Below are 12,655 nucleotides of genomic sequence, written 5' to 3'. Positions count from 1 at the left end.
ATCATACTAAATCCGTTGAGTATAGGCTACATATCAGGAGAGGCACTCCTGCGAGTGAAGTGACTCTCAAATTATTACAGATGCGTCAGCGGCTGCGTGTAAGCATCCCACCGAAAAACTAATGCGCGGGGGGTTTGGGGGGTTCTACCCCCCAAAAGCTTGGATTGAATGATCAAGTGGGAAGTAATGCTAAATCCGTTGAGTATAGGCTACATATCAGGACAGGCAAAAGGCAAGAGGCAAAAGAGGGAATAGATAATCAGTTTTTAATAACCGGATTGAGTATGAAAACTGACATCTGATCACTGATAACTGAATCACTGATAACTGATTAGGTGCAAGGAAGAGAACGCAGGTACTCACTGAGGTGGGAACGTAAACCGATGCCATGGAAAAGCGGGCCACGACTGCCTAATTCGACAATACTGACAGCGGCCACGGGCATTTCAAATCGATCGCGATAACGGCCCACATCAATGCCCATCAGACTACAGAGCATGATCCGGATGGTGGCCTTGTGGGAAACGATCAAGATATTGCCATCACTGTGGGTGTGTTCGATTTCTTCCAAAACGGCTGCGGAACGACGGGCGATATCGATGCCCCTTTCCCCGTTGGGGGGAGCATTCCAAGCGGGATCCGTCAACCAACGCACATAGAGATCATGATATTGACGATCGATATCGTTAGGGTGCATACCTTCCCAAAGACCATAACCGATCTCTTGTAATCCCTGCCGGATTTCTAATTTTAGTCCCACCGCTTCACAGAGGGGTTTAGCGGTTTGAATAGCTCTTTGGAGGGGACTGACATAGGCCGCACGCCAAGGTAAAGAACGATAGACATCGGCGAATTCCTCGGCCATTTCGATGCCTTCGGCAGTCAAACCGGGATCATTTTCTGGAGTACCACAGTATCCTCCCGTTTTGCTATAGGCCGTTTGTCCGTGTCGTAGAAAATATAACATCAAGCACATAGTTTTTCAGGAGACCAAATTCGGGGCTTCCCTGGTTGCTGTTGACTGGTTAGGTTCCCGCTCGCCAGCGTAGGTCATTGCGGAGGTGAGAGCGATCACCCATAACTTGAAAGAGGGGACCGTGTTCGGCTAATTCGACGATCGTCACCGAGGCCACGGGCATGGCAATTCGATCGCGATAACGGCCGATATCAATGCCTAAAAGAGAACATAACACGATTCGGATCGTTGCTTTATGGGAAACGATCAAAATATGGCCATCATCGTGATTATGGTCGATTTCCTCTAATACCTCCGAACTGCGACGAGCGATATCGATGCCTTTTTCGCCTCCTGTGGGAGAATTCCAGCCCGGATCTGCTAACCAGCGCACATAATCATCATGAAACTCCCGATTAACCTCGGCTGCGGTTTTTCCCTCCCATTGGCCGTAGGCAATCTCTTTTAATCCTTCCCGTTTGTGGATGGGAATACCTAAGAGTTCGCTTAAAGGGGTGGCTGTGGCCATGGTGCGTTTGAGGGGACTAGAATAGATGCCTGTCCAAGGCACATCTCGATAGGCAAGGGCGAAATCCTTGGCCATTTCATAGCCGGCTGGGGTTAGTTCCAAGTCTAATCGACCGCAAAAACTACCCGTTTGACTGGCTGTGGTTTCGCCATGACGCAAAAAGTAAAGTTTTAGACTCATCTTTTGGGTGCATCTCAATATTTGTGACTCTCTCCCACTTATAGTGATAAGCAGAAGTTATTAAAAGAGGGCGAAGGCAATTCGCCGCTACAATCATCCTTTTTACCTTTTGTTTCCCAGTAATTCTCTAAATTACCACTATATTTGGGGTTTACTAAAAAAGTTTTTCCAGGGGGCAGAGTGTGGGAAGCAGGGAGCCAAAACGAAAACTTTCTATCTCAGTCGGACAGCAAGCTAACTCAGCAATTGAAGCGAAATTCTGTCACTCTCTAGGATGCCATTCCGGGTTAATCTGGGTTTTGTGACAATTTATGGCTAAATTTTAAGAGGCAGTATGGAACGCACTTTCTTAATGATTAAACCCGACGGTGTGCAGCGCAATCTGGTGGGGGAAATTATTCAACGCTTTGAAGCTAAAGGTTTTACGCTGGTTGGGTTGAAAATGATGCAGGTTTCTAGCGAATTAGCGGAAAAACACTACGCTGTTCATAAAGAAAGACCCTTTTTCCGTTCTTTGGTCGATTTTATTACCTCCTCCCCCGTGGTGGCCATGGTTTGGCAAGGAGAAGGAGTAATTGCCTCCGCTAGAAAAATTATTGGCGCCACTAATCCCCTCAATGCTGAACCTGGTACGATTCGCGGTGATTTTGGCATTAGTGTCGGACGCAATCTTATCCATGGTTCCGATGGTCCAGATACCGCCAAAGATGAAGTTAGTCTCTGGTTTAGCGATGCAGAATTGGCTAATTGGACTCCCGCCATCACTCCCTGGGTGGTAGAGTAATTCCCTTTGAAGTAGTCAGGAGTCGGTCGTCAGTGTTCAGGGGTCAGGAGACAGGAGATTGTTTTACTTCCTTCTCCCCTCTCCCTTCTCCCCTCTCTGCAATAACTACCCCTGCATACTTTGTGCTTTTTGTCAAAAAAACTTTTTTTTTGCAATAAAACTACACAAAAAAAAGATCATCGTTGTGGGTGAAATTGACTGATTTACCTGTCTTAATTGGGATCACCCTCTAGGTGTGGCAAGGGTTTCAACCCTTGCTGACCAAAAAAGCACAAAATAACCCATTATGAAATTCAGTAAAATCGCTGTAACCATTGTAACATCGTTGTTAAATAAAAATCTTTCTCAATTAATTCTTAAGAATTTGTAAATATTGCGGAATGTTAATTTAAATATTCTCAAGTTTTTGGAGTCAATAAATAACTTTTGCTTATCTTTGTCTAACATTGAGTTAGGAGATAGGAGTCAGGAGTCAGGAGATTATTTTTATTTATTCTTCCCACACCCCACACCCCACACCCCACACCCCACACCCACTACCCCAATGCCCAATCAAGGCTGGATTTATCGAGATAAAATTAGCAAAAATCAGGCAGGATTAAGCCTATTAGCCTACTATGCGGGCAAATATCCCCATTCTAGCCGAGAAGAATGGCTCGATCGCATTTTATCAGCAGCAATTCTAGTCAACGGTCGTCCCGCTTGCCCCGATAAAGTCTTGGAAATCGGGCAGCAATTGACCTATCAGCGCCCGCCGTGGACAGAACCGGATGTACCGCTTTTTTTTGAGGTACTCTACGAGGATGCCGAGGTGTTAGTGGTGGCGAAACCTTCGGGATTACCAGTGTTAGCGGGGGGTGGATTTCTCGAACATACTCTTATCCATTTGGTACATCAGCATTATGGCGATGTCACTCCCTATCCAATTCATCGTCTTGGTCGCGGCACTTCCGGTATAGTCTTAATGGCGAAATCAAAGCCAGCTAGAGCTAAATTGAGTCAACAGATGCGAGAGGGGAAAATTACCAAAATATATCGAGCTTTAGTGGGTCGGGGCGACATACCAGATAATTTTACTATTAATCAAGCGATCGGGAAAATCGCCCATCCCATTTTAGGCTATGTTTACGGTGCGCTCACAGATGGGTTATCGGCCCGCAGTGATGGTCGAGTCTTAAAAAAACATCCCGATAGTACCCTATTAGAAGTACAAATTTTTACGGGCAGACCCCATCAAATTCGCATTCATCTGGCCTTTTTTGGCTATCCTTTAATCGGTGATCCCTTGTATGGTCTGGGGGGATTACCGCGACCGGATGCGGTCCCGGGAGATTGTGGTTATTATCTCCATGCCAATCAAATCGTTTTTAATCATCCCAGTACAGGGGAAAGAATCTCTATTTGTTGTCCAGCGCCGCCGGAATTAGTTATCAGTTATCAGTTATCAGTTATCAGTTCACTGAGAAAACTCCCCACACCCCACACCCCACACCCCACACCCCACACCCCACACCCTACACCCTACACCCCACACCCCACACCCTGCCCCCAGGAAAAACTTTTTGCCGCAGACCCTATTTAAAACCCCCCAAGCCGGATGACAAGCGATCACTAAAAGACCACTTCGGTAATCACACCCTCAATCGCTCCGAACCGAGAGCGAGAACCTAAGACAATTCGATACAATATTGTCAACAAGCATTAAGCGATTTAAACTATCGATCGAAGGTAAAAGTCCCGAAGTTATCGAAATCTAGGGGGAGACAAAAACAAGCATGGGTAGAGTAGTAGGCATTGATCTAGGGACAACTAACTCCGTCGTCGCCGTGATGGAAGGCGGAAAGCCAGTGGTCATCGCCAACTCGGAGGGCATGAGAACCACTCCTTCTGTGGTCGGTTTTAATAAAGATGGCGAGTTAGTCGTCGGTCAAATGGCCCGGCGACAGGGGGTACTTAATCCCCAAAACACCTACTATGCAATCAAACGCTACATAGGTCGTCGCTACTCGGAATTAAACCCCGAATCGAAGCGCGTCCCCTACACCATCCGCCGGGATGAGATGGGCAATATCAAAATTAAATGCCCCCGTCTGCAAAAAGAATTCGCCCCCGAAGAAATTTCCGCCCTAGTTTTACGGCGATTGGCCGAAGAAGCCAGCCGTTATCTAGGGGAAGAAGTCACCGGGGCCGTCATCACCGTCCCCGCCTATTTTAATGACTCCCAACGTCAAGCCACCCGGGATGCGGGCCGAATTGCGGGGTTAGAAGTGATGAGGATTCTCAACGAACCCACCGCCGCTGCCCTTGCCTACGGTCTCGATGAACAGGAAAGCAAGAAAATCCTCGTTTTTGACCTGGGGGGCGGTACTTTTGATGTTTCTATCCTGGAAGTGGGTGACGGCGTTTTTGAGGTGAAAGCCACCAGTGGCGACACCCAATTAGGCGGTAATGATTTCGATAAAAGAATCGTCGATTGGTTAGCCAATCAATTTTTGGAACAGGAAGGCGTGGAGCTGCGCCAAGACCGGCAAGCACTACAAAGACTCACAGAAGCGGCAGAAAAAGCCAAAATTGAACTATCTGGGGTCAGCGTCACCGATATTAATCTACCCTTTATCATCGCCACGGAAGACGGCCCCAAACACATCGAAACTCGTCTGAGTCGGGCCCAATTTGAGGAATTATGCGGCGATTTAATCAGTCGTCTCCGTCGTCCTCTCAAACGCGCCCTTTCTGATGCCGGTTTGTCCCCCGTCCAATTAGACGAAGTGGTACTGGTGGGCGGTGGCACGCGGATGCCGGTGGTTAAGGATTTAGTGCGGAGTTTTATCGATAGGGAACCCAATCAAAATGTTAACCCTGATGAGGTTGTAGCGGTCGGGGCGGCTATTCAAGCGGGAATTTTGGGCGGCGAGGTAAAAGACGTGCTGCTCCTCGATGTAACCCCTTTATCCTTGGGTTTAGAAACCATCGGCGGTGTGATGAAAAAGTTAATCCCCCGCAATACCACTATTCCCGTCCGCAGATCTGACCTTTTTTCCACTTCCGAAAATAATCAAACTGTGGTGGAAATCCACGTTTTGCAGGGGGAAAGGGAAATGGCCAGCGATAATAAATCCCTGGGACGTTTTAAATTAACTGGTATCCCCCCCGCGCCCCGGGGTATTCCGCAAGTGCAGGTGTCCCTCGATATCGATGCTAACGGGATTCTACAAGTCACCGCTAGGGATAAAATGACCGGACGGGAGCAAAGTGTCACCATTCAAGGCGCTTCTACCCTCAGCGAAGGGGAAATTAACCGCATGATCGGTGATGCTGCCCGATTTGCGGAAGAAGATCGTACCCGTCGCGAAAAGGTCGATAAACGCAATCGCGCCCGCTCTCTGGTGGATCAAGCTCAACGACGCTTAAAAGATGTTACTCTCGATTTTGGTAATGAGTTCACCCGTTCCTATCGTCGTCAAATTGAGTCTTTGAGTACGGAAATTATCGACGCTTTGGAGAAAAATGATGACCGTCGCATCGATCGCGCCCAGGCGGACCTACAGGATGTTATCTATGAATTAAATCGCGAGGTACGCCTACAATACGACGAGGAAGACGAGGGCTTTTTTAGTGCTATTCGCAAGACTTTTACCGGGGATAAGGAAGATGATCTTCCCTCCGAACCGCGTCGCGATCGTTATCGTCAGGATTATCGTCCCACTACACCGGGTTATCAGAGTGATTATCGACCGAATTATTCAGCTAATCAAGATAGTTATCGCCCCCGCAATCAGGACAATTACTACAATAGCCGCGATAGCGATTGGCAAAGTCCCCCCCCTTCGGAGGAAAAAAGTTATAACAATAGTAAAAGTAACCGCAGCAGCGGCAATCGTTCCCGCAATATTCCCCCCCAAAATAACTGGGATGATGACGATGATGATTGGTTTTAATCAGTAAACAGTGATCAGTAATCAGTGAAAAGACAGTGGGAAACTACTATTTAATACTGCTCGCTTAATACATACTGCTCACTTAAAACTCAAATCTGATAACTGATAACCGATAACTGATAACTGATAACTGAATATATGCCACAATTAGTTAATTATTATGATGTTTTAGGAGTATCTCGCACGGCTACTGGTGACGAGATAAAAAAGGCTTTTCGACGACTGGCGCGTCAATATCATCCCGATGTTAATCCGGGGGATAAATCGGCAGAAGAAAAGTTTAAAGATATTAATGAAGCTTATGATGTTCTCTCCGATGAAGAAAAACGGGTTGAGTATAATCGTTCCTTGACGGGGATTAAGCGCCGTGGGATACGTCCGGGGGAAAAAGCCAATAGTAACGGTAATGGAAAAATCCCCCGTACAGAACAGGATCTATGGAAGTTTAAAGATTTTAATAACCTTAATACTAAGCGTGCTAAAATTGCCTCCTCTCCCCGTTTAACTCGTCGAGATGTGGAAGCAAAATTAACTTTACCTTTAGAGAAAGCCTATCAAGGTGGCAGACAAAGAATTCGTCTGGAAGATGGTAGATCAATAGAGGTTGATATGCCGGCAGCCATGATCGATGGGCAGAAAATTCGTCTCAAAGGTCAGGGTATTGAAGGGGGTGATTTATATTTAAAAATAACTATCGCTAGGCATCCTTTTTTTAGGATTCAAGGTTCTGATCTTGTCTGTCAAGTACCGATTACTCCCAGCGAGGCAATTGTGGGCGGTTTTGTGGAAATTCCTACCATTGACGGTTTAGTTAAAATGATGATTCCTAAGGGGTTAAAAAGTGGTCAAAGATTACGTTTGGCTAACAAAGGTTATCCCACTTCCCAAGGAGAAAGGGGCGATCAATTAGTGGAAATTCTCTTAGTTAATCCTCCCAATCCTAGCCCTGAAGAATTAGAACTTTATCAAAAAATACGGGCGATCGAAACTTTTAATCCTCGTCAAGGTTTATAAAGATTATGCTAGGTGGGTTACGGCAAATTTGAAATTTTTTGTCAAAAACATAACTTGTTCTTGCCTAACCCACCCTACACCTAACCCTTAATTCCTGTCTTTTTATGATAAATATAATTGATACAATTAAACCATTTTATCCCCTAGCTTTCAAGGCTATTCGGGGCAATTTAGAGGGAACACAAAAACAATTATTAAATACTCTGCAAAAAATCGATCAATCGCGGGGGGGATTTTGGGGACAATGGCTAATCTCACAATTATCAGAATCCCTCAGTTTTAGCGATTCTCGCCTATCGCAAAGTCTCTGGGGGTTAAATTTCTCCAATCCCGTCGGATTGGCGGCAGGATTCGATAAAGACGGTTTAGGGGCAGGACTTTGGCATAATTTCGGCTTTGGTTTTGCCGAGGTGGGTGCTGTCACCCTAGAAGGGCAACCGGGCAACCCAAAACCGAGATTATTCCGTTTACCGGAAGATTTGGCGGGATTAAACCGTATGGGGGCAAATAACCTCGGTGCGCCGGTTCTAGCGGCAACTCTCCAGCAATCTTGGCAACGACAACCCCGACAGATTCCCATCGGCATTAACCTCTGTAAATCGAAAAATACGCCCCTAGAAAAGGCTCCGGAGGACTATTTAGGCAGTTTTCGCTATTTATTCCCCCATGCTGATTATTTTGTCGTTAATGTTAGTTCTCCCAATACTCCCGGTTTGCGTTCCCTGCAAAGTGGGGAACAACTCGATAAAATCCTCGACATTTTACAAAGAGAAAATCAAGGCAGAAAACCCCTATTAGTGAAAATTTCTCCCGATTTAGAATGGGAAGATATCAGAACAATTATCGAGTTAGCTTTCTCCTATCAATTAGCCGGAATTGTCGCTACTAATACCACCACTAAACGCACGGGATTAAAAACCACAATTCTGCCTGAAACTGGTAAACCAATCACTGAAGAAGCAGGGGGAATTAGTGGGCAACCTTTGCGGGAACGTTCCACGGAAGTGATCCGTTTTATCTATCGGCAAACCCAAGGCAATTTACCAATAATTGGAGTGGGAGGCATTTTTTCTCTCGATGATGCTTGGGAAAAAATTACCGCCGGTGCGAGTTTATTACAGATTTATACCGGTTGGTTATACCGAGGACCCTGGCTAGTATCAAATATTTTACAAGGATTAACAGAAAAATTAGAGGCTAATGGGTTGACTAATATTAATCAAGCGGTGGGTTGGCAAGCTAACCAAGAATGAGCCAATTTTCTCCGGTAATTAGCAATAATTTCGGAAAAATTAGCTAAAATTTTACCCGTTCCCTTTGGGGATAAGATAAGATAATTAGGATAACTACAATAGGACTGCTCTAGAGACTACAACCAGAGACAAATCGATCGCCAAGTATTGAACTTTTTAACCAAACCATAATTTTATGTCAAAAAAATCATTTTTACCCGGTTGTTTAGTCGTCCTAGGACTAACAGCAGTAACCGCAGGAGGTGTCTATCTTTATCTACGAGGACAACTACCTTGGCAAAGATTCACCCCCTTGCAATCGGCAAAAGTTATCCCAGAAACTGCCTTTGCTAGTAGTTTTGTCTCCACGGATGCAAAAGCTTGGTCAGTGTTAGCTAAATATGGTACACCAGAATCACGAACTGCGGTTAGTCAAGGACTAGAAGAGTTACAAAAAAATATCTTCACCGATAAGATTGATTATCAACGGGATATCGAACCTTGGATCGGTAGTATTAGCTTTGCTTTCCTTCCCGCAGCTACCCCCGGACAATCGGAATTATTAACGGTTATCGGCATCAAAGATAAAATTAAAGCGTCGGAATTCCAGAAAAAACTAGGACAAGAAGTTAATCGCAAAACTAGCACCAGTGACTACAAAGGTATTACAATTACTGCTATAGATTGGCAGGATAACACCACTATTTATACTGCTGTTACTGGCGATTTTTTGTTGATATCCTACGATAAAAAGGTGTTAGAAGCGGCGATCAATACCTACCAAGGACAGCCATCTTTTAGCAGTAAACCAGAAGTGAGAAAACTGCTTTCCCAATCCCTCAACCTACCCAATACCCTAGCGACAATTTATATCGATGATTATGCCGCAATCTTGGGACCAGATGCCAATTTATCTCCCCAAAGTCGGCAAGAATTAGCAAAAATTCAGGATATTGTCGCAGGAGTGGGTGTCACCGATACGGGATTACAGTTACAAATGGTGGCTAAACTTGCCCCTGAAACTATTTCTACCCTACCTTCCCCTAGCAAAAATAAAGTTTTAAATTATTTACCCGGAGATACCATCGCACTTTGGAGTGGTAATAATCTTAAACAGGGATGGGAAGAAGCAGAAAAACAGTCCCAAACTAACCCAGAATTACAAGTTTTTCTGCGTCAGATCCGTGAGAATTTTCAGATGGCAACCCTTGACGCGGATAAAGAAGTTTTTAACTGGATGGATCGAGAATTTGCCTTCGGAATTATCCCCAACCAGCAAGCAGTGGGAGGGTTAGGTTTTGGGGGAATGATGATCTGGCAAACCGGCGATCATAAAGCGGCAAAAACTACCCTCGATAAGTTAAATGAATTGGTGAAAACTGTTCCCTTTATCACCATAAAAAACAGTCAAATTTCTGGCCAAGATGTGACTGAATGGAAAGCGGAAGAACAAGCTATTTTAACCTATGCTTGGCCTAATAATGATACCCTAAAAATGACCGTCGGAATTCCCTATCAACCCCAACCGAATCAACCGATTAGCAAAAGTGAGAATTTCCAAGCATCGATCGCAAATTTGCCTAAAAATAATCTCGGTTATTTCTTCATCGATGTGGAGCAAATTATCGCTAAAGCAGGGGGAATTAATAATCTTCCTGCCGGGGAATTAACCCCGGAAACAAAGGCCTTTTTAGAATCGGTACGCGGCATCGGAATTACTGCCACTATGCCTGATAAAACCACCAGTAAAATTGATGTTTTATTTTCCCTGAAACAAACTCCCTAAAAAGTAACCAACTAAATAAAGCGATCCACAGAGAATTATCTGACTATCGACAGATTCTTGGATGGCTTTTTTTAGTCCTAAAAATACATCGGAACAAGTCTCTAGGTGAGATAATTCTGGACAAATTGAAGCCGCTAATTCCGCTAAGGTTTCAGGATTAGCACTGCTATGATCAGGAACAGGAACTAAATATAAACTATCGCCTTTTCTTAATAAAGCTTGGAATATTTCCCGATGATCTTTAGTCGATAAAATACCCATCACCCAGATAATTTTTGGAGCCTTTAAACTATCTACATACTGCCTTAAACCAATAGCAGCAGCGGGATTATGAGCGCCATCTATTAAAATTTCTCGCTGACACCAATTAACGGTTTGTAAACGTCCTAACCAGCGAGTTTTTGCCATTCCTTCCTGCACGACTTCATCGCTAATTTGCCAACCTTGCTGACGTAAAATATTAACAACAGCGATCGCTATAGCCGAATTAGTTAATTGAAAATCTCCCGCTAAGGATAAAGGGTATTCTAACCCTTGATATTTGGCCCGATTATCGGCAATTTTTTCGGCAGCTTCTACCCATACCGTCGGACAATGTAACAGCTTGATTCTCTCCCTAACTACTCCCTGCGCTGATTCCGGTAATTGTCCGATAACTGCGGGACAATTCGCTTTTAATATCCCCGCTTTTTCGCCAGCAATATCGGCAACCGTCGGACCTAAATTTTGCCAATGTTCCCGACTAATAGAAGTGATGACAGTAACTAAAGGTTGAGCGCAAACATTAGTCGCATCTAATCTTCCTCCTAAACCCACTTCCATTACGGCAATATCCACCTTTTCCTGAGCAAAATACAGCCAAGCAGCGGCAGTAATTACCTCAAATTGAGTAGGACTTTCCTGCTGGGGATCGATAAGCGATTGTAGATCTTTAAGCAGGTTTTCTAAAGTCGCGGTTTCAATATTTTCGCCATTAATAGAGATTCTTTCTGTCCAATCAATTAAATGGGGAGAAATATAACGTCCGACTTTGTAACCGGCGGTGCTGAGAATAGAGGATAGATAGGCACAAACTGAACCTTTGCCATTAGTTCCCGTGACATGAATAATCGGAATTTTATCTTGGGGATTGCCTAAAATCTCCAGCAGATTTTTTATTCTTTCTAAACCGAGATTGACACCAAAACGCTGAAAAGATTGCAGTAAAGAATCGATAGTCATGGTTAGCAAACTATAAATAAAGGAATCCGGCTAGGATCGATACTCCTACCGGCACTGATGACCCTTTCTCTGGGTGATAATGTCTAAAGTTTGACTAAAATGCTCGGTTCTTTTTGGATCGGTAAAACATCAAGAGAGTCAATATTAGCGCAGTATTTTAAATCTTCTTGACAGTGGAGACGCAAGAGGCGCTGACCGTGACTACAACTGTGGAACATTCCTAAAAGATCATTTTGCCATTGACGATAAAGAGCGATCGAGGCGATAACCTCATCATTACCGATCGCCATTTGCCCCGATTGTTCTTGTAGCGCATCGGCGATCGCTCCAGCACAGGCCGTATCTTCCAAAGAATAACCCCCTTCCCAACCAGAGCCAACAATCCAGACGGTTTCGGGCTGCCTATCCAATAAGTAATTAACGGCAGCTTGCCGATTGATCATGGCCGCAGTGATCACGATCGGGGATTCTTCCACTCTTTGCAGAGCGCGGGTGCCGTTAGTGGTGCTGATAAACAGACGACGACCTTTCATTAAATCAGGGGTACAATCGAGGGGAGAATTGCCCAGATCGCAGCCTTCCACTTTCGCTCCGCCTCTTTCTCCTGCCCGGAGACGTTTTTCTGGTTGCCAGGTATCGCTCACCTGCATCAGGGTTTTCAGATCGCTGAAGGTTTGCACTGCTTCTGCACCGGCATTGAGGGCAGTGGCGATCGTGGTTGTCGCTCTTAAAACATCGATAACGACGGCGCAATCGGGTAGAGTATGGACGGGGGTAAGTTCGGGAGTATGATAAATGAAAACCTGCACGATTTATACCAAGTAAAAAGTAAAAGGGGAAATAAGCTCAACATACCGCCGCTCGGCGTTGCGCTGGCAGAAGAAAGACAAGGCCGATTTTATCACGATGGATGTCAGCTAGTTAAGCTGTTCTTAATTCAAATTGCTGGTGGAGATCAGGCAAGGGGGGGGCTAATCTAAGAATAAGCGGTTTAAATACGTCTTAGCTTAGGGACT

The 12,655-nt window shown here is 44.9% G+C and carries 10 protein-coding genes; 6 read left to right on the top strand and 4 right to left on the bottom strand.

Annotated features, from left to right (window positions below):
* Nucleotides 1-331: 331 nt before the first annotated feature.
* Together ACOCD9_RS05535 and ACOCD9_RS05530 are read right to left on the bottom strand one after the other, a co-directional pair.
* A complete protein-coding gene (locus ACOCD9_RS05535) occupies nt 332-976 on the bottom strand; it encodes a histidine phosphatase family protein (RefSeq protein WP_002759710.1) in 645 nt (214 codons plus the stop codon).
* A 49-nt stretch (nt 977-1,025) separates the two neighbouring features.
* On the bottom strand, nt 1,026-1,664 hold the full coding sequence (locus ACOCD9_RS05530) for a histidine phosphatase family protein (protein WP_419546672.1): 639 nt from the start codon (nt 1,662-1,664) through the stop codon (nt 1,026-1,028).
* Nucleotides 1,665-1,998: 334 nt separating this feature from the next.
* On the opposite strand from ACOCD9_RS05530, the gene ndk reads away from it, so the two are divergent.
* From ndk to ACOCD9_RS05500, 6 genes are all read left to right on the top strand, one after another.
* The gene (gene ndk, locus ACOCD9_RS05525; protein WP_002800982.1) at nt 1,999-2,448 is read left to right on the top strand and encodes a nucleoside-diphosphate kinase; all 450 of its coding nucleotides are present in this window, start codon (nt 1,999-2,001) and stop codon (nt 2,446-2,448) included.
* Nucleotides 2,449-2,992: 544 nt separating this feature from the next.
* Nucleotides 2,993-4,030, top strand: a complete 1,038-nt coding sequence (locus ACOCD9_RS05520) for an RluA family pseudouridine synthase (protein ID WP_419546670.1) — start codon at nt 2,993-2,995, stop codon at nt 4,028-4,030.
* Between the two features lie 193 nt (nt 4,031-4,223).
* The gene (gene dnaK, locus ACOCD9_RS05515) at nt 4,224-6,386 is read left to right on the top strand and encodes a molecular chaperone DnaK (RefSeq protein ID WP_287700722.1); all 2,163 of its coding nucleotides are present in this window, start codon (nt 4,224-4,226) and stop codon (nt 6,384-6,386) included.
* A gap of 138 nt (nt 6,387-6,524) precedes the next feature.
* Nucleotides 6,525-7,400: a J domain-containing protein gene (locus tag ACOCD9_RS05510; RefSeq protein ID WP_194015001.1), complete on the top strand. Its 876-nt coding sequence runs from the start codon at nt 6,525-6,527 to the stop codon at nt 7,398-7,400.
* A gap of 104 nt (nt 7,401-7,504) precedes the next feature.
* Nucleotides 7,505-8,653, top strand: coding sequence for a quinone-dependent dihydroorotate dehydrogenase (locus ACOCD9_RS05505; RefSeq protein ID WP_419546667.1), 1,149 nt, complete (start codon nt 7,505-7,507; stop codon nt 8,651-8,653).
* A 175-nt stretch (nt 8,654-8,828) separates the two neighbouring features.
* Complete coding sequence (locus ACOCD9_RS05500; protein WP_419546665.1) at nt 8,829-10,418, top strand: DUF3352 domain-containing protein; 1,590 nt, start codon at nt 8,829-8,831, stop codon at nt 10,416-10,418.
* Here the strand turns inward: ACOCD9_RS05500 and ACOCD9_RS05495 are convergent.
* Nucleotides 10,392-11,639: a bifunctional folylpolyglutamate synthase/dihydrofolate synthase gene (locus ACOCD9_RS05495; protein ID WP_287700729.1), complete on the bottom strand. Its 1,248-nt coding sequence runs from the start codon at nt 11,637-11,639 to the stop codon at nt 10,392-10,394. The genes ACOCD9_RS05500 and ACOCD9_RS05495 overlap by 27 nt on opposite strands.
* An 83-nt stretch (nt 11,640-11,722) precedes the next feature.
* Nucleotides 11,723-12,448, bottom strand: a complete 726-nt coding sequence (locus tag ACOCD9_RS05490; RefSeq protein WP_002759138.1) for a 2-phosphosulfolactate phosphatase family protein — start codon at nt 12,446-12,448, stop codon at nt 11,723-11,725.
* Nucleotides 12,449-12,655 lie beyond the last annotated feature (207 nt).

It is taken from the genome of Microcystis sp. (genome assembly GCF_048564745.1).
Taxonomy (GTDB): Bacteria; Cyanobacteriota; Cyanobacteriia; order Cyanobacteriales; family Microcystaceae; genus Microcystis; species Microcystis ichthyoblabe_A.
The sequence above is the reverse complement of the archived record's forward strand: the minus strand, read 5'-3'. Positions and strand labels throughout refer to the sequence as shown.

Bases quoted from the DNA above. Each gene is read 5' to 3' on its own strand.
- ACOCD9_RS05535 (WP_002759710.1), bottom strand. From the start codon at position 976: ATGTGCTTGATGTTATATTTTCTACGACACGGACAAACGGCCTATAGC.
- ACOCD9_RS05530 (WP_419546672.1), bottom strand. From the start codon at position 1,664: ATGAGTCTAAAACTTTACTTTTTGCGTCATGGCGAAACCACAGCCAGT.
- ndk (WP_002800982.1), top strand. From the start codon at position 1,999: ATGGAACGCACTTTCTTAATGATTAAACCCGACGGTGTGCAGCGCAAT.
- ACOCD9_RS05520 (WP_419546670.1), top strand. From the start codon at position 2,993: ATGCCCAATCAAGGCTGGATTTATCGAGATAAAATTAGCAAAAATCAG.
- dnaK (WP_287700722.1), top strand. From the start codon at position 4,224: ATGGGTAGAGTAGTAGGCATTGATCTAGGGACAACTAACTCCGTCGTC.
- ACOCD9_RS05510 (WP_194015001.1), top strand. From the start codon at position 6,525: ATGCCACAATTAGTTAATTATTATGATGTTTTAGGAGTATCTCGCACG.
- ACOCD9_RS05505 (WP_419546667.1), top strand. From the start codon at position 7,505: ATGATAAATATAATTGATACAATTAAACCATTTTATCCCCTAGCTTTC.
- ACOCD9_RS05500 (WP_419546665.1), top strand. From the start codon at position 8,829: ATGTCAAAAAAATCATTTTTACCCGGTTGTTTAGTCGTCCTAGGACTA.
- ACOCD9_RS05495 (WP_287700729.1), bottom strand. From the start codon at position 11,639: ATGACTATCGATTCTTTACTGCAATCTTTTCAGCGTTTTGGTGTCAAT.